This window comes from Lacibacter sp. (genome assembly GCF_035299325.1).
Taxonomy (GTDB): domain Bacteria; phylum Bacteroidota; class Bacteroidia; order Chitinophagales; family Chitinophagaceae; genus Lacibacter.
Genome location: NZ_DATGWT010000001.1, coordinates 104,673 through 126,046 on the forward strand (window position 1 = coordinate 104,673; position 21,374 = coordinate 126,046).

Sequence of the window (21,374 nt, forward strand, 5' to 3'; positions counted from 1 at the left end):
CTTATTTCTTCAATACTTTTTCCAAACGTTTCAGGTCAGTGATCTCAGCGGGAGATAAAATTTCGTTGTTCTCATACTTAGCTTTTAAGAACAACACCTGTTTATGTTGGGGATACTTTTCAAGAATGGCATCAATGATTGCTCCTATTGTTTCGTCCTTTGTAAAAAATGCTGTTGGAGCCGATGCTGCTGCACGTTCACGTGTTGGTTTCTTTAAAATGATCGCTTCAAGTGTAGCTAATTTGTGTTCGGGTATTTCAGCAACCTTCATAGCTTTTTGTAACAATCCTTCGAGTTGTTTTTTGCTCAGTCCGCCACGTTCCTCGTATTGAAAGGCGAGACTTTTGATAAATGTAGAATCAGGTCGTGCCAACAGCATTTGTTGTAATACATCACGCACCACATCTACATCAGCTTTTTTTCGTTGCATACTGTGAAAGTAAGAAAACAGGATGGTTAAATAAATACAAGGTTTCAGCTGACGTTTCTCCAATTTATTTCAGCCCATGCTCTTTCAGAAATCGGCCCAGTAATTTTACGATCAGCTTGCCTGACCGGTAAAATGACTGTGTAAAACTTGCGTGTTTTAACCCTTTCATTTTTAAATAAAATGTTTTTACTTGTGTGTATTAAACACTGCAACCTACACCTCATGCCTTCAAAAAAGAACCTTAACTATCTGCTTGCATGTGTGCTTGTTCTTCTAGTAACAAGCAATGTTATCGGCCAATCAAAATGGGTTACAGATGTGTACGGTAATGTTGGCTGCAATATCTGGCTCTACCGCAGCAAGCAACAAAAATTTCCGGGTTTGCGTATCTATGGTTCCATGAGCATCATGGGTACATACGATCAACATTACATGATCCACTACGGACCATCATTAAGTATCTACACAAAAACTGTAGGAGCAAGTCTTAATCCTTTAGTGGGCGACTACCAGATCGATTTCACGAATACGTTTTCCATTGGTTATGGTTTTGACAAACCCATGCAATATGTAAAACAATTACGCACTTTGCACAATGGCGATTTTTATAACCTTATCACCAACCAACGTTATGCGCTTTTCTTAAGCACCAATTATTTGTTGAACAATCACCGTCGCCACCAGGTGTTTGGTGCGGCCACTGCAACTATTGGCGATGTAAGTGTTACTTATAACAACGATGCTGTTCCGTTTAATCTGTTAGGCTTGTCTGATGGATTCGATCGTTACTGGACCGGAGGTGGTACCATGTTTGTTCATCACCCGTTACGTTTCAATCGTGTTGAATTCGGCTATGATCAATACACCGGTTACAAACCGTTGCTTTATGAATTGGCAAACATCATTGGTATCAATGTGCCGTTGTATGGGGATTCTGCACAGAAGAAAAAAGAAACACCCAATAATTACAACACATCAGTTTACCAGTTAAAGATCGGTACGGGACCTTACACAAGTTTTGATGTTGGCTTTGCCGGTTCAATGATTGATCGTAAAGGCCGCTTCTGGGGTGTGCAAGACTGGATTCATTTGAAAGGCAACTATCCTTTCCATCCCAATAAAGATTATACACGTTTCTTTATTGGCGGCTCATACAATAACCTGCAAAACATTAAATGGTGAGAAATATTCTATTTGCGATGTTAATTCTTCTTTTAGCTTTAGGGTGCAAACCAACAGAATTTGCATTTAAAGATGATGACATTGACATTGAGTTTGTAAAAAACATTCTTGCAGTTGCAAAAGAAGATGCGGCCGATAAGATAACAGGGGGACATATTTTCGTGGCACCTCTGTATGATAATTTTATTGAGCGGGATGGCATTGGTGAAAAAACAATTGTCAATCAAAACAGTACAAAACAAAGACTCGATTTACCTCTTATTGACAAAAGCTATGAACTTTTTATTATAACAACTGAAGGGTCGGCAACTAACGAAGCAATTTTTATACCTGCAATTTTTAAAGGACTTAAAGGTACTACCAGTTATAAGTGTATTGGTTTAGGCTCCGCTCTCATTGGCAAATATGGCCCGGGTGAATTAGTGTTTTACAAAAAAGTAAGGTACTATGCCAAAAAGAAAAAAGGAAAACTTGGATGGGTATATGATAAGAAAGCTAGCGAATTTAAAAATGGCAGTATCATTGATCCCTTCGATCCTTCAAAAACAAAATTTAATGTTCTGTTTCAAACAGCAGATACGGCTTTTATTTCAGAATTGCCTCACTTTTCGATCACAACTATTTTACAGTTAAGCGATAATCGTTTTGGTGGAAAAAAGCCTCTTGTCTACAATATTGCTTCCGTGTTTGAAGATGCAGAAGCATTACGTTTTGATTCTCTTCGAACTTTAAAAAAAATGTAACCGATGGCTAAATCAAAAAAATCAGCGAAAAAGAAAGCTGATCCTGTCAAGAAAAAGTCAGTGAAAAAGAAAGCTGTGCCAGCTAAGAAAAAAGCTCTTAAAAAAGCTGCTCGACGTTCCGCATCGAGTGCTCCTACAACAACTTCCGCAGATGCCGCTCCCAGTACAACTATAACTCCATGTGTTTGCGTAAAGTTTGGTCAGTTTTATTATTGCATGGTTCAAAAGCCCGACGGCTCATTTGAAAGATGTCCAACCCAAACACGTTTCAAAACATTGCAGCAATGCCAGCAAAATGTTTGTAGTAGCTAAGATTTATCTTTTATCATATCAATCAAATCTCTTATCACCACCGAAGCTGTTACTGCACCAAACACAGCAGGTAAATAAGAAATGGTGCCGTAAGCCGATTTTTTATAATTTCTTCCATCTGTCAGCATCAAACTTTCTTTGATGGGTTGTTCGGGCGAGAAAACAACTTTTACACCCTTACGAATACCATGACCTTTTAAATTCTTCCGTATCTGTTGTGCAAATGGGCAATTGTATGTTTTAGAAATATCAACAACCTTTAATTGCGTGGGGTCAAGTTTTGCACCTGCACCCATACTGCTCACCAAGGGCAAACCACTTTCATATGCCATACGGATGAATGTGATCTTGGGTGTAATACTATCGATTGCATCAATTAAATAATCGGGTTTGTAAGCAAACTGCTGCAATACTGTTTCAGGATTGATGAATTCTTTCACCACATTCAACTCAAGTTCCGGATTAATGGCTTTTAAACGTTCAGCCATTATCAATGCTTTCGATTCACCATGATTGGTTGCCAATGCGGGCAACTGGCGGTTGCGGTTCGTAGGATCAACCACATCACCATCAATGATCGTCATTTTACCAATGCCGCTACGTGCAATGAATTCAGCAGCAAAAGAGCCAACACCACCCATGCCCACGATCATCACATGCTTTTGTGTAAATGCACGAACGGTTTCCTCACCTATCAACAAACTGGTGCGTGAAAGCCATGAAATATCATTCATCATAATCTTGTAAGAGCAGCGCCAAAAACAGTTGCTGCATTTTTTTGGAGCTGCAAACTAAGCGATTCTTCCTCAATTTGAAAAGCCTTAGCCGCATGGGCATAAATTTCTTTGATGGAGCCCGTGCTGTTATCTGTTTCGAGAAAGATCTTAACATGAGGTAAAGCGGCCAACACTTCCTGCACCCCTTGCTTTTCTAATCCTTTTCCGAAAGAAAGATAATAACCCAAAGCGATCAGCTGCTGTGCCAGTTCTTTGCTTTTATTAAATCCATGAAAAATGACCGGCACATGCACCGGAGTTTGTTTCAGCAAAGCAATCACTTCAGCATGTGCCCGCACACAATGAACGATCAAAGGCTTTTGTACTTCATTGGCCAGTTGAACATGTTTTGAAAAAACAGCTTGTTGTAATTCGAAATCAGTTTCAGTTACTTTATCTAACCCTGCTTCACCAATAGCTACAACATTCTTTAAACGGCTTTTTTCTTTTACCACAGCAAATTGTTCTTCCCATGTTTCAGTGCTAAGATACCAGGGATGTAGTCCGACAGAATAAAAGCTGTCAACTTCAATGGAATCAAAATCTTTGTAGAGGTTACCAATGCTGATGATGCCTTCCTCAGGTTTGGTATGATGTGTATGAATGTTGATGTACAAAGTTGAAATTGTTTACCTGTTGTATTCACTTAACCAATGAAACTGTTTTTCTGCCAGCTGGAAATGCCGCTTACTACGTTGCAGAACCGTGTAAACAGAATCGTTCCTGATCTTACCTTTCAGAATAATACTGCTGCTATCCGGTATTTCATACTGCAAAGTAAACAGGTAAAAGGTTTCAAACGCAGGATTTGATTTGCTGAATTCAATTTCTTTTTTTACTGTATCAACTTTGCTGCGGAAATAACCACGCCTGTAACGTTGCCAGAACAATGTATCGGTTGTACCCACACTGCCAGAACCATTTTTTTCAAACACAATATCTTTCCAGCGAATAGTATCATACAACAATGGAGCGATCGTATCGCCATTCTTTACAAACACAGTTACATCATACAAACCTGAGCGGATCGGTTTTGATTCAGGAATATTGCTTCTTTGTGCATATCCCTTATATGACTCCACTCCTCCCAAGATCACAAAAAACACAATGAATAGCAGCTTGCCTGTTACAGCTGCAATACGCATCCATTTTTTAGGATAGCGTATGTAATAGAGATTACCTTGTTCAGCATACCTGTTCGATACAAGAAAATTCAGGATGCGTCTGTATTCAAATGATAACAACACAAGACATGCAATCAGCAAGTGTGTAGAAAAAAGTTTCACAGGAATATCATACCCAAGATTCATCAGCATTACATTGGCAAAAACACCTGCTGCCAGTAATGTTCCAAAAGTGGCTGTCCGGCGAAAAAGCAAAAGAGCACCAGCAATCACTTCCACTAAACCTGAAAAGAATTCATAGGTTGGTGATGCACCCATAAATGCCCAAGATAAGCGCATAGGCAACAGATCGCCCAATGAAGTAGCCATTAAGCTGTTGTTGGGAAAAGGCATTTGCGATAAAAACACTTTTGCAAAACCATACCCAAAACAATTGATGATAATAAAATACCGCAGCATGATCCTGAACCAATACGCCAGGCGATTATTCTGCCGTCGCTTACGATCGAGCAGTGACCAAACGATCATTGAAACAAAAGCGATCAATAAAAATAATCGCAACTGTATGAATGCCCATGAAGTATCGCCACTTCCGTTTAAAGGCACAAGGCTTTTGTAAACGTGAAAGATATTTTTGTTAGCTGCATTCACCAGCCAGTCAATAAACTTCGAGTAATAACCTGTTACATAGTTTACTCCGGGAATAATTTCAAGCCATTGCCATGGACTTATATACAACACAAAATAGACAAAGAAAAAACGGAACAGTAAACGTTGCCATAAAGGCCAGTCTGGTTTTCCCGGCCACATGATCTGGTACATAAACATGATTTTGGTAATGGAAGATATTACTTTTCAATCCGTGATTAAAATATGCGATACAGAAAATCGTTGCAGTTGTCAGAATAAAGACAACTGTGATTCGTTGCTGGGTTTCTTTTTTGTTGACATTAATGAACGCCTTACCGCAACAGGAACGCCATCAATTGAAAACAAAGGGGACTCTTCATAACGTGATGCAACAATTATATTAGTATTACCTGCATGCGGTTTAAATAACGCATCAACTGTTTCAGGTGTATTATTATTCTTAGAGAGATGCGATAAAATAAGATGGCTTAACTGCGGTGTTCTGTAATTGAGAAACAACTCTAACGCCTGCTTATTTGAAAGGTGCCCCTCATCGCTGCTGATGCGACGCTTGAGGTGGTAAGGATAATCTCCATTGGCCAACATTGTTTCACAATAATTACTTTCCAGAAAAACAACATGGCTCTGCTGAAAATAGCTTAACACTTGTTTACATGCATACCCAATATCGGTGATCACAGACACATTTACATTTTGCGAGCTGATCATAAAACTAAACGGATCAGCTGCATCATGTGATTTGCTGAAACATTTTATTTGCAACTGATCAATGATTACCGTTTCATCTTTTCTAAAATAACGTATGAGCGATTGATCAATTGAAAGGTTGCTGTTTGCTAACGTCTTCTGTGAAATGTAAACAGGCAGTTTGTGTTTGCGGCTCAATACTTCCAGACCGTTGATATGATCGCTGTGTTCATGCGAAATAAAAATTGCTTTCACCTGTTCCATCTTCAAACCAAGTCGATTCATACGTTTTTCTGTTTCTCTACAGGATAATCCCGCATCAACCAATATGGCTGTATCGCCACTACTAACGTAATAGCAATTGGCATTACTACCTGAATTTAAAGAAGAGAAATAAACCGCCATGATTGTGTAAAAATAAGGGATCAACAGGCAGCTTCAATACAATGGAAACAGTATTCTATTCAGCTCAGGTATTTTTTTTCTGCGCTTTTTTTATCCGTAACCGTTTGCCCGGTTTTAATTTCTTCAACAAAATGCCGGCGGTAGCTTCTGCATGGATCACAAAATGAATGCCTTCAGCTCCCATCGAAATTTCACACCGGTTCACTTCAAGGTGCTCAAACTCCAGATCAATTTTATCGCTCGACTTTCCTTTTGCAATAGCCGTTTCTACCAGTTGAGGAACCGTATCGATCAGCGCCCGCATCCCAACAATCAAACGGGAGGCAATGGTATCTTTTACCTGCTGATGCAACAGCATATCACCGGCATTTACAAGTGTGCTGTTACTACTTACAGAATAATCAAAATTCCGGATCATCAATGACTGCGTCCCCGGATCAAATTCCAACTTTCCACTTGCTATTAATTTTCCTTTCACATCTCTGCTTGTAAGTATCTCGATAGAAATTCCCGCTTCCGAAGCATATGCATTGATGCCTTTAATGCTCAATGAATAGCCTTCAGCATTAAATGTTTTTTCTTTTAACTGGTTATTGAGTTCCTCGTTTATTTCAGCAAACGAAGTGAATGCATACAAATGAATATCCGATTCAGCTGTTGCATCTTTGAGTAAGCGGTAAGCCGGCAGCGGGCTTGCCGCTGACATAGAAGTGGTATCGGTGATGATTTTTGTTTTTGCAAGTACCCTTGTTTCACATGTAATTGTTGACGGGCCCAATACTATTTTTCCTTCAATCGATTCACAGTTGAACGTTAGCCACACATTCGGTTGTTTTTTGTGAATGATAATTGGCTTTTGTAAGTCCTTCCACACTTTTGCCAATGGCGGTTCCATTGATACCGTTTTGTTGATCTCCCTGTCCATAATCTTCGTAAGCATTCCCTCATTTTCCTCCAGCCATTCATTGATTTTTTTTGTGAGATTCTTTTTAAACGGCCCAATTTGAAAAACCGGTTCTTTTATCCATTGCAACTTTTCAATTTCAAATGCCGTTACAAGATTCCAGTTTTTATCTAATGAAACAGGAGTAGACAGTTCAATGTTCACCGTTGTAAACACGGTATCGGTCGACTTGGTAAGTCCCTTCCCCATCCTGCTTTTCAATAGCACTCCTTCCAGTTGTAATGGAACTAAACAGATCAGTTTTTTTCCATTTGAACTGATTTGAATAGTGCCGGTCTTGGTTAAGATCAATCGTGCTTCATCACGTTTGTCATTGAGTGGATTGATGACTGTTTCAAGAAACTTTCCTTTGATCACCTGGTTGATCCATACTTCAAAATTCTCCAGATTGTAGCGAACAGGAATATTGAATGTAGATAATGGCAAGTCAATAGTAATACTGTCTGTAACAGCTTTCGGTTTCACTACAGTATTGTTTTGAAAACAACCTCCACATCCTGCCAAGGCAAATGCAAACAAGAGAGCAAATAGTATAACAGGTAATAACTTCATAAAAGATTAAGCAACTTAATTCTACAATTTAACTCATTCCGGCTGCATCTTCTGTTTATATATTGAGAAGAACTTAAGAGATGCGATTACTATGCCAATACCCATCAAATACACGCACTTAATTTTAACTACTATTTTGACGATCGTTCTTTCAGTTTGTTACAGAAAAATCGTTGGTTGAGATACGTAGTTAGCTTTCTTTGGGTTTAGCAACTACCGAAAAATATTCTTCACCCTGCGTTAACGTTTCCACATCCTGTGAATAAGTACCTTTATGAAAATCTGTTGTCAATGATTAATATTGGTAACAGATGGAAGGGTTAGAAGTATCGTTGCCCGAATGATACTTATTGTGAACTTGGTTTGGTGCTGAAATCTTTACTACGCCTGCGCAACGTAGTACACTAATTCCGGTACCGGCCGCTAAACTGAAAAAACTTTGACTGAAACGATCATTAACCTCGAAACCGTTAACCCGATTGAATTTTTTGGTGTTAACAACGGTAAATTAGACATCCTCAAGAAAAAGTTTCCACTCTTAAAAATTTTATCAAGGGGCACACAAATCAAATTAAGTGGCAGTCCCGAACAGGTAGATCAGGCAAAAGAAAAAATTGATCTCCTCATCGCTTACTTAGAACGTAACGGACAACTCAGCGAAAATTATCTTGAACAGATCCTTGGCGGAGACGACCAGGAAACAGTTGATGCTTTTGTGGAACGAAACCCAAGCGAAGTGCTGGTGTTTGGTCCCAATGGTAAAACTGTTCGTGCACGCACACAAAACCAGAAACGGATGGTGGGTGCAATTGATAAAAACGATATCGTATTTGCAATAGGACCGGCGGGTACCGGTAAAACCTATACCGCTGTTGCTCTTGCAGTACGTGCATTAAAGAACAAGCTGGTAAAGAAGATCATTCTTACACGCCCTGCTGTTGAAGCCGGCGAAAGTCTTGGTTTTCTTCCCGGTGATCTTAAAGAAAAGATCGATCCATATCTGCGTCCTTTATATGATGCATTGGATGATATGATCCCTGCCGATAAACTCGGTTATTACATGAGCACACGTGTAATTGAAATTGCACCGCTTGCTTATATGCGTGGCCGTACGTTGGATAATGCATTCATCATTTTGGATGAGGCGCAGAATACAACTGATCTGCAGTTGAAAATGTTCCTCACCCGTATTGGTGCAAATGCAAAAGCCATTATTACAGGTGACATGACGCAGGTGGATCTGCCAAAGAACCAACGTAGTGGTTTGGAAAAAGGTATCCGCATTTTAAAGAACATCGATGGTATCAGTCATATTGAACTTGATGAAGAAGATGTGGTTCGTCACCGTTTGGTGAAAGCCATCATCAGGGCTTACGACAAAGACCATAAGATCGACCAGGAGCAGCCCAACAGCTACCACCGTCGTTAAAAGAGCGTACTTACACCGCAGCATATACAAGTGCTACGAAGCTTATTTGTTAGAGCCGATCATTTTAACAACCCTGAATAAGCGTAGTAGTACAACCGCATCCCGTTTCAGCAATGAGACGGGATTTTTTTGATAGAGTCACGGATGACACCGATTGAAAAGATTTTCGCAGAGGAGTGAAAAATCAGTGATCATCCGCATTAATCTGCGTCATCTGTGTTTCTATCAGCCTGTTAAAACTGTTCCCCAAATCAATCCCTTTTGTACATTTGAGCCATCATGAAGAGAATTCTTTTATTGCTTGCTGTTATCGTGGCAGTTGCTTCCTGCAAACAGGAACGTGAGCGCCCAACTGAAGCTTTAGACACAGCCCGTGAATTTATCCGTAGCTCACTTGATGGTGATTACGATTGGGCCAGAGAACTGATGATCAAAGACAGTTTGAATTTGTATGAGCTTGATCTTATCGAAAAGAAATACAAGGATGAAATGAGCAAGAAAGATAAGGAAGGCTATAAAGGTTCATCCATCATCATTCATTCTGTTGATAATGTAAGCGACACTGTCGTGATCGTGAATTATTCCAACTCTTACAAAAAGAAACAAATGCCGGTGAAGGTGATCAAGCGTAACGGTTTGTGGCAGGTTGATTTCAATTATACGTTTACGGGGAACCTGTAAAGTATTTAGAATACAGAAGATAGTAGAGTCAAGAAAAACATACCGACTATATGTTTCATTCTAAATTCTGTATTCTAGCCCCCAACTTCTTGCTTATGCTTAAAAATATTCTACTCGTTGGTCTTGGTGGTGCTGCGGGCAGCATTTTGCGTTATGCATTTGCAGTTTGGTTTAAGCATGCATCATTTCCTCTTGCAACTTTCCTTGTAAATATCATTGGCAGTTTTATCATTGGGCTTGTTTTTGCATACGCATTACGAAGCGAACATTTTGCAACCAACTGGCGCTTGTTTCTTGCAGCAGGCATCTGCGGTGGGTTTACAACTTTTTCTGCATTTTCACTCGAAAGCCTCATCATGTTACAACAGCAACGCATTGGCATGTTTTTTTTATACGTGATCGGAAGTTTGTTGCTTGGTTTGGCTGCGACATGGTTGGGGTATAGTTTGATGAAATGATGATTCTGTAATTTTTTTTTTGGGGGGGGGTAAATTAAACTCAACCGACCCGCCCCTTAGTCCCCTCCCAAGAGGGGAGACCGAGCTTTCACTTATAAATATTGCTTCATTAATTCAGCTTTTCAACAGCATTACAGCAGCTGAGTATTGCTGAACTAAAAACTACCTACTTCAGACTACCTACTTTCCTCACCTTGTTTTTTGGTTTTTTTTCAGGTACTTCGCAGACTGTAACAACACGATATTATGTCTACCCCCGGAAAAAAAGATGCGTTAGGAAAGGGAATCCGTTCCCTGCTGCAAAGTATTGATGAAGATCTGAAAACCACCGCCGGCCAGCTGAAACCAGCTGTAACCGAGGCTGTTACAAGCATGCTTCGCATTCCCATCAGCGATATTGATGTAAACCCCAAACAGCCCCGCCGTGATTTCGACGAGCAGGCGCTTAAGGAACTGGCCGACAGCATCAAAATGCACGACATCATTCAGCCCATCACTGTATCAAAAACCAGTGCGGGCAAATACCGACTTATTTCCGGTGAACGCAGGTGGCGTGCTTCTAAAATTGCGGGGTTAAAAGATATCCCTGCTTACATCCGCCAGGCAAATGACCAGGAATTGCTGGAACTGGCCTTGCTTGAAAACCTGCAACGTGAAAACCTGAATGCAGTTGAAATTGCACTCAGCTACAAACGACTGATGGAAGAACTGGATTACACGCAGGAGCAAGTAGCAGAACGCATGGGGAAAGATCGCACCACTGTTACCAACTATATCCGTCTGCTGAAACTTCCGCCCGATATTCAACTTGCTGTCCGCACTGGAGCATTAAGCATGGGTCATGCAAGAGCATTGATCAATGTTGATACAATTGATAAGCAGTTGTATGTTTATCACCAGGTAAAACAAAAAGAATTATCTGTTCGTCAAACAGAAGCATTGGTTCGTCAATTGTATAAATCGGCACCTGTTAAACCTGCTGTAAAAGGCGGTTTGCCGCAGGCCTTTCAGCGAATTGAAGATAACTTAGCGTCACAATTCGGCACCAAAGTGAAAGTGAACCATAGCAAAAAAGGCAATGGCAGTATTTTGATCGAATATTATTCGCTTGAACAATTCAACCAGATACTGAAAACACTGGGCACCGATGTTGAATAACATATGAGGCAATTCTTTTTTCTTATACTCATCTCGTTTGGTTTTCTGCATGCTGTTACTGCACAGGATACTGCTGTAGTAAAGCCCGTTGTTCCGTCTTTGCAAAGTGACACAACAAAGAAACAGGCAATCGACACAACCAAAAAGAAAGCAGAACACTCGCCACGCAAAGCAACCATCCGCTCTGCAATTATTCCGGGCTGGGGACAAGCCTACAATAAAAAATACTGGAAGATACCAATCGTTTATGCATGTTTAGGAACCACAGCAGGTTTCTTCATTTATAACAGAAATGAATATATAGATGCAAGAGATGCTTACAGAAACAAACTTGATGGTGATGCTACAAACGATAACCTGATTAAACCGAAATTTCAACCTGTTGATGCAGAAGCAGTGCGGCAATACAGGATAGGTGTAAGACAGTATGTTGATTATTCAGTATTAATATTTCTTGTTTTCTGGGGATTAAATGTAGTTGATGCAACAGTTGATGGTCACCTGAAAGCGTTTGAAGTATCAGATGATCTGTCGATGCGGGTGAACCCTACCATAAATCCTGTAACCAAACAGGCGTCAGTTGGATTAGTCTTTACCTTTGGAAAGAATAATTCAGCAAGATGATCGTTTGCACAACGGTCATCGTTATAAAAATCAAACCAACTATTTAGATGAACATAGCGCTGATCGGTTATGGGAAAATGGGAAAAGCCATCCATGAAATCGCAAAAGAACGTGGCCACGAAGCTGTCTTGATCATTGATGCAGATAACCTGCACGATCTTACTCCTGAAAATATAAAGAAAGCAGATGTGGTGATTGAGTTTACCAGTCCGCATACCGCCTTCAGGAACGTAACTTTTTGTTTGCAGCAAAGTGTGCCTGTGGTTTGTGGCTCTACCGGTTGGTTAGAAAAACTGGATGAAGCAAAAGCCATTGCCGAAGCGGCACGCACAGGATTAATTGTTGCGAGTAACTTCAGCGTGGGTGTAAACATTTTCTTCGAAGTGAACAAGCGTCTGGCGCAATTGATGGCACCGCAAAGCAATTACGAAGTAACACTGAAAGAGATCCATCACACTGCCAAAAAAGATGCGCCAAGTGGTACAGCCATCTCCCTCGCCGAACAGGTGCTGGAACAATTGGGACGTAAAGAAAAATGGGTGAACGAAGTTTCCGCACATCCCGGCGACCTTTCAATCATCAGCGAACGGATCGATCCTGCACCCGGCACGCATCATGTAAAATACAGTTCTGTCATTGACGATATTGAGATCATTCACACGGCTCATAACCGCACCGGCTTTGCGTTGGGTGCTGTACTAGCTGCTGAATTTTTAAAAGACAAAACCGGTTTCTTCGGAATGAAAGAAGTGCTTAACTTGTAAGCACCATGTGGCCCAAACCCAAAACCGCATCACCCACATTATTATTCCTTTTTCTTCAACTTGCTGTGTTTGCACAAGACACAACAATCGACAGCCTGCGTGCTACAATTGGCAGAACAACCAATGATAAGGTAAAATTGAAAGCTTACATGTTGCTTACGGGCAAACTAAGTCTTATCAGTTTTAATGAAACAATTAAGGTTGGTGAAGAAGGTTTGCTTGTTGCCTCCAGACTCAAAGATTCTGTTTCTTACGCTGAGTTAACCCGTTATCTCGGGATGGCCAATTATTTTAAAGGCGATTATGAAAAATCTGCAACCTATTATTTTCTTGCAGCAGGAATTTTAGAACGGAGAAATAAACAGAGGGAACTTGGTTACGTTATAAATGATATTGCAAAACTCTACCGGAAAACAAGAGATTTAAAGCGGGCTTCTGATTTCTACGACCGGGCATACACGTTATTCCGTTCACTTAACGATTCAAGTGGTATGCAAATGATCATGAATGAAAGTGGTGTTGTGTATGAATACCAGGGGAATTATGACGAAGCTATCCGCCGTTATCAGGCATCGTTGCAAATGTCTACGCTCTTAAAAGATGAAGCCGGCCGTGCATGGTCTTTGAGTTTTCTTGCAGGTGTATATGGTCTTCAAAGCAAGTTCGAACAGGCAGAAGACTTTAACCTTCAGGCACTCGGTATACGACAAAAACTGAAAGATACTTTTGCTATTACCTTAAGCTACTCCGATCTTGGAATTATGTATAGTGCATGGAGTAAGTATGAACGTGCAACGTACTACCTTGAAGAGAGCAATAAAGTAGCTGAGAAAATGCAATACAAGGAACTTCTGTCTAACAACTATGCCGAGTTAAGCCGCATTGCCAATGTAACCGGCGATTATAAAAAAGCATTAGACTATTATACCTGGCACACACAATTGAAAGATTCATTGTTCAATGCACAGAAAACAAGACAGATCGAAGAACTGAGTACGTTATATGAAACCAATAAAAAAGAACAGCAGATACAGGTTCAGCAATTCACAATCAAAAAACAAAACACACAAATCTTCCTGATCCTTGGCTTTGTTGCATTTGCTGCAGTTATCAGTTACTTACTTTACAACCGTTACCGCTGGAAACAACAGGTAAAATTGCAAACAGAAATTTTAAAACAGCAGGAACTGGCTGCACAGGCAATTCTTGAAGCAGAAGAAAAAGAACGCACCCGCATTGCCAAAGACCTGCACGATGGCGTTGGGCAAATGATGAGCGCTGCACGTATGAATCTTTCTTCTTTTTATAATACGGTAAAAATTGAAGATGGCGATCAAAGTAAATCATTGGTAAATATTATTCAGCTGGTAGATGAGAGTTGCAAAGAAGTGAGAGCCGTGAGCCATAGTATGATGCCTTCTGCCCTGCTCAACAAAGGTTTGCCCGATGCAGTTGAAGAATTAACAAGTAAGATCAGCAACAAAAAACTACAGGTAAGTTTTCACAGCGAAGGATTTACTGAACGGTTGAATACAACAACTGAAACTATTTTATTCCGTGTAATACAGGAATGTATCAACAACAGTATTAAACATGCAGAAGCAAGCACACTGGATATTTCACTCATTCATGATGACGATGGCATCAGCGTAACCATTGAAGATAACGGGAAAGGGTTTTCAAATGATCTGCAGCAAAAAGAAGATGGAATGGGTCTTTCAAATATCCGAAGCCGCATACAGTTCTTAAAAGGTACTGTTGATATTGACAGTTCACCCGGTAACGGAACATTAGTAGCCATTCATGTACCCTCTCAAACACAAGTTGTAAAATGAGATCAGTTATTGCATATCTCTTATTCATATTGGCTGTTTCTGCAAGTACACATTCGTATGCACAAACACCAAAGACAGACAGTCTGCGCAAACTCATCAGCAGCGAAAAAGATATTGACCGGAAGATGGATCTGCTGCTGCTGCTCTCCAATGAATTCAGGATGCGCAATCCCGACTCTTCTGCAAAAGTGACTGATGAGCTGGTAAAGCTTGCAGGCAAGCAACACAACGAAACAATGCAGCTGCGGGCCGAAGTAAACAAAGTATATTATTACATGAACATGTCGAAGCCCGATTCAGGTCTTTTGCTCTCTTCAAAAAATATCCGTTTGCTCGATAAAGTGCAGGGCACCGATTCACTTCAATCGCAATATCATTCTGCTGCCGGTCTTGCACTTATGCGTATGAACAGGCAGAAAGAAGCCATGGAACAGTTTTATATGGCGTTGAAAAAAGCCGAGAAAGGAAATGAAAAGGTTGTTATGGTAAAATCATTACACAATATCGGCTGGGCTTATATGGAACTGAATCAATTCAAAGAAGCGATACAGCATTTTCGCTCTTCTATTGATCTTGCCGAAGAAATTAAACTGCCGGCTCGCTTTGCTGTGAGTTATAATAACCTTGCATCATGCTACGGTGCGCTTAAACAATACGATTCTGTTTACAAATTTGTAAAGCAGGGCATACGCATTGCACAGCAACAAAAGAACAGTGAGGCCGAAGCCAATGGCTGGAACATTATGGGTACAGCATACACCGCTGAACGCAAATACCGTGAAGCATTGGATTGTTTCTTAAAAGCAAAACCAATTCGTGAAAAAACAGGCGATGCATTTTTTATTGTATCAGATCTTGCCGTGCTCTCTGAGTTATATGCACTCATCAACAACAGCGCAGAAGGCTTGCGTACAGGCAATGAAGCGTTACGTATTGCACAAGAGAAAAATTTGCAGGCCAAATTTCCTATGATCTATAAAGCCATTGCACTTAATTATGAAAAAGCCGGCAATTATGCAGCTGCAAGCGAGCTGTATAAGAAAATGAACGATCTGAAGGATAGTACATACAGCCATGCATCAGAAGAAGCATTGGCTGAAATGAAAACAAAATACGAAACAGAGAAAAAGGAAAAGATCATACAGGAGCAGCAATTCAACCTTACAAGGAAGAATTATCTCATCACCGGTATTTCGCTAATCTTAATATTTGGATTGGCATTAGGCTGGTTGTTCTATAACCGCAATCAATTAAAACAAAAGGCAAAACTGCAGCAAACAGTTTTTGAACAACAACAACTGGCAGCCAGTGCCGTAATGAAAGCCGAAGAAAAAGAGCGGCAACGAATTGCCAAAGACCTGCATGATGGTGTGGGACAAATGATGAGTGCTGCGAAAATGAATCTTTCTGCTTTTGAGAACGAGATTCAGTTCAGCAATGCCGATCAGAAACTTTCGTTTGAACGCATCATTGGTTTGGTTGATGAAAGTTGCAAAGAAGTAAGAACAGTGAGCCACCAGATGATGCCGAATATGTTATTGAAATCAGGTTTGGGTAAAGCCGTTGCTGAGTTTCTTGACAAGATCGATCAGAAGGTAATTAAAGTGAATCTGCATGTTGAAGGTTTACAGGAAAGGTTAAACGAAGATGTGGAGATCGTTTTGTACCGTGTGTTACAGGAATGCGTGAACAATGTGATCAAACATTCTGGTGCATCGCAACTCGATATTGCACTTATCAAAGATAAGGATGGCATCAGCGCTACCATTGAGGATAATGGTAAAGGTTTCGATCTTAAGCAACTGGATGAAGAGAGTGGTATTGGTTTAAAGAACATGAAAGCAAGGATCGATTACCTGAATGGCACAATTGACTTTGATTCATCTCCAGGCAAAGGAACGTTAGTTGCTATTCATCTTCCTCTGACACAGCTAACAACGGGCGAACTGTAATTTTCAATACCTTCGATTCAACCACTCCACTGTATGCCCTTACCTCAGTACAAAATTGCAATTGTAGACGATCACCAGATCGTTATTGACGGGTTGCGTTCGTTATTAAAAGGATACAACCAGTTTGAGATCGTTATTGAATCGAACCACCCGGAAACCATTTTGTCTTTATTAAAAAAACAGCAGATCGATATCCTCCTTACAGATGTGATGATGCCTGTGTTAACAGGTGTTGAACTGGCGAAGCAGGTAAAAAACGAATTCCCCTCTATCAAGATCATTGCATTATCCATGAACGGGGAAGGCAGTTTGGTAAACCAAATGATCGAAGAAAGCGATATCAGCGGTTATTTGCTTAAGAATATCGGTCAAACAGAATTTATTAACGCTCTTAATAAAATTGCAGAAGGTGGCATTTACTTTAGTGATGAGGTGTTGCAGGAAATGCTGAAGGCAAGCGAACGTAAACAAGTAAGCGACGACAATAAACTCACTAACCGTGAAATAGAAATTGTGCGGCTTATTGAAAAGGAATACAGCAATAAAAAAATTGCGGAAGAGTTATTCCTGAGCGAACGTACGGTTGAAACACACAGGAAAAACATCTTCCGCAAAACGAAAACCAATTCAGTGATCGGTTTAATTAAATATGCTTACGAGCATAAACTCATTTAACGAATAGCAATACCAAGCTTCAGCAAAACCGAATGTGATCCGCCATCAGTATTCTTCTTCTGCCAGCCATCGTAATGCACACTTGCATTAAAAATATTAAAGTTTAAACCGGCACCTATATCATACGCAAACCGGCTTTCTCTTGCATCAATGGTTTCATCACGTATCAATCCAAGTCCGGCATTACCGGTAAGAAAAAAATTGTTTGCAGGATAAAACCGTACACCTGCCTTTAGTGGCACCACTGTGATTTTACCATACTCCATACCAAAAAAACTATTTGGATCGGGAGCATACGATTGAAAACCGATCGTACCTGTGAGGTATACATTCTGCGACACCCCAAATCCGGCTAAACCTTCAATGCCAATCGCACTTCTGTAATCATTCCGGAATTCTCCAAGCGGCGCACCAACAATAACATTTCCACCAAAAATGGTATTGGCTTTTTGTGCATACGAAGCACTTGTTAAACCAATGATCGCTACAATAATGGATAAAATTTTAGTCTTCATAACATCTGTTTACAGCTTCATTTTCCAATATTGTACCAAAAGCAAAGTGGTCCGGGGCATTGCCATTTATTTAACAAATTCAAGGCTATGTCAGGCTCATTTTCGTTTCCAATAAAAATATTCTACTTTGCAAGTGGAGAATTGAACTTTTCCATTGAAATTTTAATTTCTTAAAAATGCTGTCAAAAAAAACACAATATGCATTCCAGGCGCTGAGCTATATGGCACAGCAAAAAAATAACGAACCGCTTTTGATAGCGGACATTGCCAAAAAGAAAAAAATTCCCTTGAAGTTTTTGGAGAACATTCTACTGCTGATGCGCAAGGATGGCATCCTTGAAAGCAAGAAAGGAAAAGGTGGTGGCTATTACTTTAAAATGAAACCGTCACAGATTACACTGGCACGGGTAATCCGTTTGCTGGATGGACCGATTGCCCCCCTCTCCTGCGTAAGTCTTCACTTCTACGAGCGCTGTAAAAATTGCGATGAAAAACATTGCGGCCTGCACGATATGATGATCACGGTACGTGATGCCAATTTAAAAATACTGGAAAAGAAAACCGTAGCCGATATTGTATAATGCAAAAAACAGTAGCTATAACCGTTAGAGGAAAGGTGCAGGGCGTTTGGTTTCGCCGATACACAATTGAGAAAGCCCAACAATTACAACTAACCGGCACCGTTCGCAATACCGATGATGGCGATGTGGCAGTTGTTGCCACCGGCACCGAAGATCAATTAGCCGATTTTATTGAATGGTGCTGGATGGGTTCACCCAAGAGTAAGGTTACTTCTGTTACTGTTGAAGATAAAGAATTGATGGAGTTTGAGGGGTTTGAGGTGGTGCGATAGGAAAAGATACGAAAATGGCAACAGCGGACTTCTATTTTGCAAGAAGTTGAATCAAGCATTATAAAGCCATTTCGTTCGTTCTGACAAACTAGATATTCAAACTTCTTTTTTGCATACTTAATTTCACTTTGTTTGTTAAAGAAAATTGTTCGCTTATGAGTATTTGGATTGGTTATGTAGGATTAATTATTTTATGTTTTTTAAATATCCCATCCATTCTTTCTAGCGTAATTTCTATACCACTAGCATTTCTTAGGTTGGGAATGTCATTTATTTATATTTCAACAGGTATCATAGTGTGGCTGGGAGTTTTTTTACTTTGGGGATATATTTTCCGATCCCTCCCACCTGTTCTGGTTGTTGTATTGGGTGCATTAATTCAATACTACTTATATCCTACCATCCAAAAAAAGGAATTGACTATTGGCTCAAAAAAACAATTAAAAGGAGAATTACTTGGTTGCATTCTTATCTCGCTGTACTTCTTTATTAAATTCTATGACAAGATAAAATGGTACTAATATAACTTCCGCGTCATTGATTCTTAGTGAAGCATATTGGAGAGCAAACATCCAATCAATAATGATCAAATTCTTCGTCAACGGTAATTCGTAAAATAGCCATAACGATATAACCATTTCCAAATGGATAAAGATAAAATCAAAGCGCAATTTAAAGAAATTAAAAAAAACGCATTGAAACTTGACTACTCAAGCGAGTCGATAGTTGAGTTAGGATCACTAAAAATACAGGCGGTCAGAATCGCCAATGAAATAAAAGATAAACACTACAAACTCTTTTGCCTGACCCAAATAAAGGAATTATCTGAAGACGAATTCGCAATAATGTTTAGTACTCCAAATAGTAAGGCGTTCTTTTCGGCACTAAATGAGTTCCTTGCTGTCATTGATGATTGCGTAAGAGGAGAAGTATAACAACCCTTTTTCTCAGCACTGTCCCCCAATAGATAAAGATGCTCGCCTGTACCAAAGCATAACTGGGACGGTGCGTAGTAAGGATACAGCACCACATTTACATTGCCAACCGAAAAATAAAAAAAGTTAAATTGTATCACGCAACGTCCTGCCTTGGCTTTTATACAAGTAATTTGCTTGGTGCAAGCAGAGACGTTGCTCAGAAAAGGAATTTCAAACATTTGACCAATTAAAAACTTCGCTGCCACATGAGTTTCGCTTGCAGATTACGTCAAATGTAAATATCGTATTTTCGTAATCAACCTTCTTTTTACACCATTATTAAGACATGAAATACATTCTAATTTCAGCACTTCTTACATTATCTCTGTTTTGTGCTGCGCAAACAAGTGAAGATCAATTAAAAAAAGCCAGAGATTTCTATAGCCGTGACGACTACAAAAATGCAATGAGCCTCATTGATCTTATACTGGCAAATGATTCAATCAATTTCGATGGCCTATTTATGAAGGCCAATATTCTCTACAAAACAAAAGACTACGAAAATTCATTTGTTACTTATTCAAAACTAATTAAGCTTTATCCAGATGAGCCTATTCCTTTAAGTCAACGGGGATTATTACTGCGCACTGTGCAGGAATTCGAGTACTCAGTAAAGGATTTCGACAAGGCTCTATTGCTAAAAATGGATGACACGCTTCGGTTGGGTATTCTTGTAAACAGAGGTGCCGCAAAACTAAGTATGCGGGAATTTAAAGGGGCATATAACGATTTTATGATGGCATTTGAAATTGACTCATTAAATATTGGGGTTCTAAACAACCTGGCTGCGGTTTGTGATGAAGTTGGTAAGGGAGATCAAACATTGGTATACCTACATAAGATCATACAAATTGATTCTACATTTTCAGGAACATATGTTAATCTTGGATTTAAATACCAGGAAATGGGAAAGTATAAAAAGGCGATAGAATTTTTTGATAAAGCAGTGTATCTTGATCCTAATGAGCCTCTTGCGTACAGTAATAGAAGTTATAATCGTTTAAAACTTGGAGATTTTGCAGGCGCTCTTATAGATATAAATAAATCCATCGCACTTTATCCAGAAAATCCTTACGCTTTTAGGAACAGAGCTTTAATCTTTATTGAACAGAAAAAAACTACTGAGGCTTGTAAAGACATAGCCAAGGCTATCGATCTTGGGTTCACAAAAATGTACGGCACTGAAGTGGAAGAATTAAAATCAAAACATTGCAAGTAAAACTAATCCACGTCTTTTGCAAATCATTTGCTTTGTTCAGGCAAAAACGTTGCTGAGAAAGGGTTCTTATACAACCAGTTTAAAAATTATGGACAACATTTTTTGGACAGGCTATAGCAACGATCAACGACATGCATCAATCAATACAATAAAAACGGTTGCTACTAAGTATGGAGACATCGTTGATTTTAAACTCTTTTCTGATATTTCGTTAACAATGACCATTGAGGTGAAAGAAATCAACATTGACCAACTTTACAACGAATTGGCCAATACGATCGGCATGGATAAATTTGAATACCTGCACTCCACTTCAAAAAAAGAACGAACCGTTTATTTGAATATTACATTTACCAAAAGCACCGGCAATTTGATCATTGAAACACCTGCTGTGCCGGGTTGAAAAAG

24 protein-coding genes are annotated in these 21,374 nt (G+C 39.7%); 17 read left to right on the forward strand and 7 right to left on the reverse strand.

From position 1 onward, the window contains the following. Window position 1: 1 nt before the first annotated feature. The gene (locus VK159_RS00555) at window positions 2–430 is read right to left on the reverse strand and encodes a hypothetical protein (protein ID WP_324228201.1); all 429 of its coding nucleotides are present in this window, start codon (window positions 428–430) and stop codon (window positions 2–4) included. Between the two features lie 222 nt (window positions 431–652). On the opposite strand from VK159_RS00555, the gene VK159_RS00560 reads away from it, so the two are divergent. From VK159_RS00560 to VK159_RS00570, 3 genes are read left to right on the forward strand one after another with little or no spacing between them, the layout of a single operon-like run. Then, entirely contained in the window at window positions 653–1,612 is a 960-nt protein-coding gene (locus tag VK159_RS00560; protein WP_324228202.1) for a hypothetical protein, read from the forward strand. Next, a complete protein-coding gene (locus VK159_RS00565; RefSeq protein ID WP_324228203.1) occupies window positions 1,609–2,355 on the forward strand; it encodes a hypothetical protein in 747 nt (248 codons plus the stop codon). Before VK159_RS00560 ends, VK159_RS00565 begins: the two co-directional genes overlap by 4 nt. A 3-nt stretch (window positions 2,356–2,358) precedes the next feature. Further along, window positions 2,359–2,667 (forward strand): hypothetical protein, encoded by a 309-nt coding sequence (locus tag VK159_RS00570; RefSeq protein ID WP_324228204.1) that lies wholly within the window; start codon window positions 2,359–2,361, stop codon window positions 2,665–2,667. Here VK159_RS00570 and VK159_RS00575 read toward each other — a convergent pair. From VK159_RS00575 to VK159_RS00595, 5 genes are all read right to left on the reverse strand, one after another. Next, window positions 2,664–3,401 carry a tRNA threonylcarbamoyladenosine dehydratase gene (locus tag VK159_RS00575; RefSeq protein ID WP_324228205.1) on the reverse strand — a complete coding sequence of 246 codons (738 nt, stop codon included), beginning with the start codon at window positions 3,399–3,401 and terminating at the stop codon, window positions 2,664–2,666. The two genes, VK159_RS00570 and VK159_RS00575, sit on opposite strands and share 4 nt — an antisense overlap. Continuing rightward, the gene (locus VK159_RS00580) at window positions 3,401–4,060 is read right to left on the reverse strand and encodes a TatD family hydrolase (RefSeq protein WP_324228206.1); all 660 of its coding nucleotides are present in this window, start codon (window positions 4,058–4,060) and stop codon (window positions 3,401–3,403) included. Before VK159_RS00580 ends, VK159_RS00575 begins: the two co-directional genes overlap by 1 nt. 12 nt (window positions 4,061–4,072) lie before the next feature. Continuing rightward, entirely contained in the window at window positions 4,073–5,389 is a 1,317-nt protein-coding gene (locus VK159_RS00585; protein WP_324228207.1) for a hypothetical protein, read from the reverse strand. A gap of 78 nt (window positions 5,390–5,467) precedes the next feature. Continuing rightward, the gene (locus VK159_RS00590) at window positions 5,468–6,310 is read right to left on the reverse strand and encodes an MBL fold metallo-hydrolase (protein ID WP_324228208.1); all 843 of its coding nucleotides are present in this window, start codon (window positions 6,308–6,310) and stop codon (window positions 5,468–5,470) included. A 64-nt stretch (window positions 6,311–6,374) separates the two neighbouring features. Next, window positions 6,375–7,826, reverse strand: a complete 1,452-nt coding sequence (locus tag VK159_RS00595; RefSeq protein ID WP_324228209.1) for a DUF4403 family protein — start codon at window positions 7,824–7,826, stop codon at window positions 6,375–6,377. 439 nt (window positions 7,827–8,265) lie between these two features. Here VK159_RS00595 and VK159_RS00600 point away from each other — a divergent pair, with 439 nt between their 5' ends. The 9 genes from VK159_RS00600 to VK159_RS00640 all read left to right on the forward strand — a co-directional run bounded on the left by VK159_RS00600 (window position 8,266) and on the right by VK159_RS00640 (window position 17,402). Next, window positions 8,266–9,255 carry a PhoH family protein gene (locus tag VK159_RS00600; RefSeq protein ID WP_182804526.1) on the forward strand — a complete coding sequence of 330 codons (990 nt, stop codon included), beginning with the start codon at window positions 8,266–8,268 and terminating at the stop codon, window positions 9,253–9,255. 279 nt (window positions 9,256–9,534) lie between these two features. Then, window positions 9,535–9,936, forward strand: a complete 402-nt coding sequence (locus VK159_RS00605) for a hypothetical protein (RefSeq protein ID WP_324228210.1) — start codon at window positions 9,535–9,537, stop codon at window positions 9,934–9,936. A 95-nt stretch (window positions 9,937–10,031) separates the two neighbouring features. Then, entirely contained in the window at window positions 10,032–10,394 is a 363-nt protein-coding gene (crcB, locus tag VK159_RS00610; RefSeq protein WP_324228211.1) for a fluoride efflux transporter CrcB, read from the forward strand. Between the two features lie 246 nt (window positions 10,395–10,640). Further along, window positions 10,641–11,552 (forward strand): ParB/RepB/Spo0J family partition protein, encoded by a 912-nt coding sequence (locus VK159_RS00615; protein ID WP_324228212.1) that lies wholly within the window; start codon window positions 10,641–10,643, stop codon window positions 11,550–11,552. 3 nt (window positions 11,553–11,555) lie between these two features. Further along, entirely contained in the window at window positions 11,556–12,176 is a 621-nt protein-coding gene (locus tag VK159_RS00620) for a DUF5683 domain-containing protein (protein WP_324228213.1), read from the forward strand. Window positions 12,177–12,223: 47 nt separating this feature from the next. Beyond that, window positions 12,224–12,940 carry a 4-hydroxy-tetrahydrodipicolinate reductase gene (dapB, locus tag VK159_RS00625; protein ID WP_324228214.1) on the forward strand — a complete coding sequence of 239 codons (717 nt, stop codon included), beginning with the start codon at window positions 12,224–12,226 and terminating at the stop codon, window positions 12,938–12,940. A gap of 5 nt (window positions 12,941–12,945) precedes the next feature. Then, a complete protein-coding gene (locus tag VK159_RS00630) occupies window positions 12,946–14,775 on the forward strand; it encodes a sensor histidine kinase (protein WP_324228215.1) in 1,830 nt (609 codons plus the stop codon). After that, complete coding sequence (locus tag VK159_RS00635; protein WP_324228216.1) at window positions 14,772–16,727, forward strand: sensor histidine kinase; 1,956 nt, start codon at window positions 14,772–14,774, stop codon at window positions 16,725–16,727. The genes VK159_RS00630 and VK159_RS00635 overlap by 4 nt, the downstream gene beginning before the upstream one ends. Window positions 16,728–16,760: 33 nt before the next feature. Beyond that, window positions 16,761–17,402 (forward strand): response regulator transcription factor, encoded by a 642-nt coding sequence (locus tag VK159_RS00640; RefSeq protein ID WP_324228217.1) that lies wholly within the window; start codon window positions 16,761–16,763, stop codon window positions 17,400–17,402. Here the strand turns inward: VK159_RS00640 and VK159_RS00645 are convergent. Then, entirely contained in the window at window positions 17,399–17,917 is a 519-nt protein-coding gene (locus VK159_RS00645) for a hypothetical protein (protein WP_324228218.1), read from the reverse strand. The genes VK159_RS00640 and VK159_RS00645 overlap by 4 nt on opposite strands. A gap of 176 nt (window positions 17,918–18,093) precedes the next feature. Between VK159_RS00645 and VK159_RS00650 the strand changes: the two genes are divergently transcribed. The 5 genes from VK159_RS00650 (at window position 18,094) to VK159_RS00670 (ending at window position 21,369) form a co-directional block, all read left to right on the forward strand. Further along, the gene (locus VK159_RS00650; RefSeq protein WP_324228219.1) at window positions 18,094–18,498 is read left to right on the forward strand and encodes an Rrf2 family transcriptional regulator; all 405 of its coding nucleotides are present in this window, start codon (window positions 18,094–18,096) and stop codon (window positions 18,496–18,498) included. Then, complete coding sequence (locus VK159_RS00655) at window positions 18,498–18,770, forward strand: acylphosphatase (protein ID WP_324228220.1); 273 nt, start codon at window positions 18,498–18,500, stop codon at window positions 18,768–18,770. The genes VK159_RS00650 and VK159_RS00655 overlap by 1 nt, the downstream gene beginning before the upstream one ends. A gap of 644 nt (window positions 18,771–19,414) precedes the next feature. Continuing rightward, window positions 19,415–19,705, forward strand: coding sequence for a hypothetical protein (locus tag VK159_RS00660; RefSeq protein ID WP_324228221.1), 291 nt, complete (start codon window positions 19,415–19,417; stop codon window positions 19,703–19,705). A 328-nt stretch (window positions 19,706–20,033) separates the two neighbouring features. Next, window positions 20,034–20,966, forward strand: coding sequence for a tetratricopeptide repeat protein (locus tag VK159_RS00665; RefSeq protein ID WP_324228222.1), 933 nt, complete (start codon window positions 20,034–20,036; stop codon window positions 20,964–20,966). An 88-nt stretch (window positions 20,967–21,054) separates the two neighbouring features. Further along, window positions 21,055–21,369: a hypothetical protein gene (locus VK159_RS00670; RefSeq protein WP_324228223.1), complete on the forward strand. Its 315-nt coding sequence runs from the start codon at window positions 21,055–21,057 to the stop codon at window positions 21,367–21,369. Window positions 21,370–21,374 lie beyond the last annotated feature (5 nt).

Bases quoted from the DNA above. Each gene is read 5' to 3' on its own strand.
- VK159_RS00555 (WP_324228201.1), bottom strand. From the start codon at position 430: ATGCAACGAAAAAAAGCTGATGTAGATGTGGTGCGTGATGTATTACAA.
- VK159_RS00560 (WP_324228202.1), top strand. From the start codon at position 653: ATGCCTTCAAAAAAGAACCTTAACTATCTGCTTGCATGTGTGCTTGTT.
- VK159_RS00570 (WP_324228204.1), top strand. From the start codon at position 2,359: ATGGCTAAATCAAAAAAATCAGCGAAAAAGAAAGCTGATCCTGTCAAG.
- VK159_RS00575 (WP_324228205.1), bottom strand. From the start codon at position 3,401: ATGAATGATATTTCATGGCTTTCACGCACCAGTTTGTTGATAGGTGAG.
- VK159_RS00585 (WP_324228207.1), bottom strand. From the start codon at position 5,389: ATGTACCAGATCATGTGGCCGGGAAAACCAGACTGGCCTTTATGGCAA.
- VK159_RS00590 (WP_324228208.1), bottom strand. From the start codon at position 6,310: ATGGCGGTTTATTTCTCTTCTTTAAATTCAGGTAGTAATGCCAATTGC.
- VK159_RS00595 (WP_324228209.1), bottom strand. From the start codon at position 7,826: ATGAAGTTATTACCTGTTATACTATTTGCTCTCTTGTTTGCATTTGCC.
- VK159_RS00605 (WP_324228210.1), top strand. From the start codon at position 9,535: ATGAAGAGAATTCTTTTATTGCTTGCTGTTATCGTGGCAGTTGCTTCC.
- crcB (WP_324228211.1), top strand. From the start codon at position 10,032: ATGCTTAAAAATATTCTACTCGTTGGTCTTGGTGGTGCTGCGGGCAGC.
- VK159_RS00615 (WP_324228212.1), top strand. From the start codon at position 10,641: ATGTCTACCCCCGGAAAAAAAGATGCGTTAGGAAAGGGAATCCGTTCC.
- VK159_RS00620 (WP_324228213.1), top strand. From the start codon at position 11,556: ATGAGGCAATTCTTTTTTCTTATACTCATCTCGTTTGGTTTTCTGCAT.
- dapB (WP_324228214.1), top strand. From the start codon at position 12,224: ATGAACATAGCGCTGATCGGTTATGGGAAAATGGGAAAAGCCATCCAT.
- VK159_RS00630 (WP_324228215.1), top strand. From the start codon at position 12,946: ATGTGGCCCAAACCCAAAACCGCATCACCCACATTATTATTCCTTTTT.
- VK159_RS00635 (WP_324228216.1), top strand. From the start codon at position 14,772: ATGAGATCAGTTATTGCATATCTCTTATTCATATTGGCTGTTTCTGCA.
- VK159_RS00640 (WP_324228217.1), top strand. From the start codon at position 16,761: ATGCCCTTACCTCAGTACAAAATTGCAATTGTAGACGATCACCAGATC.
- VK159_RS00645 (WP_324228218.1), bottom strand. From the start codon at position 17,917: ATGAAGACTAAAATTTTATCCATTATTGTAGCGATCATTGGTTTAACA.
- VK159_RS00650 (WP_324228219.1), top strand. From the start codon at position 18,094: ATGCTGTCAAAAAAAACACAATATGCATTCCAGGCGCTGAGCTATATG.
- VK159_RS00655 (WP_324228220.1), top strand. From the start codon at position 18,498: ATGCAAAAAACAGTAGCTATAACCGTTAGAGGAAAGGTGCAGGGCGTT.
- VK159_RS00660 (WP_324228221.1), top strand. From the start codon at position 19,415: ATGGATAAAGATAAAATCAAAGCGCAATTTAAAGAAATTAAAAAAAAC.
- VK159_RS00665 (WP_324228222.1), top strand. From the start codon at position 20,034: ATGAAATACATTCTAATTTCAGCACTTCTTACATTATCTCTGTTTTGT.
- VK159_RS00670 (WP_324228223.1), top strand. From the start codon at position 21,055: ATGGACAACATTTTTTGGACAGGCTATAGCAACGATCAACGACATGCA.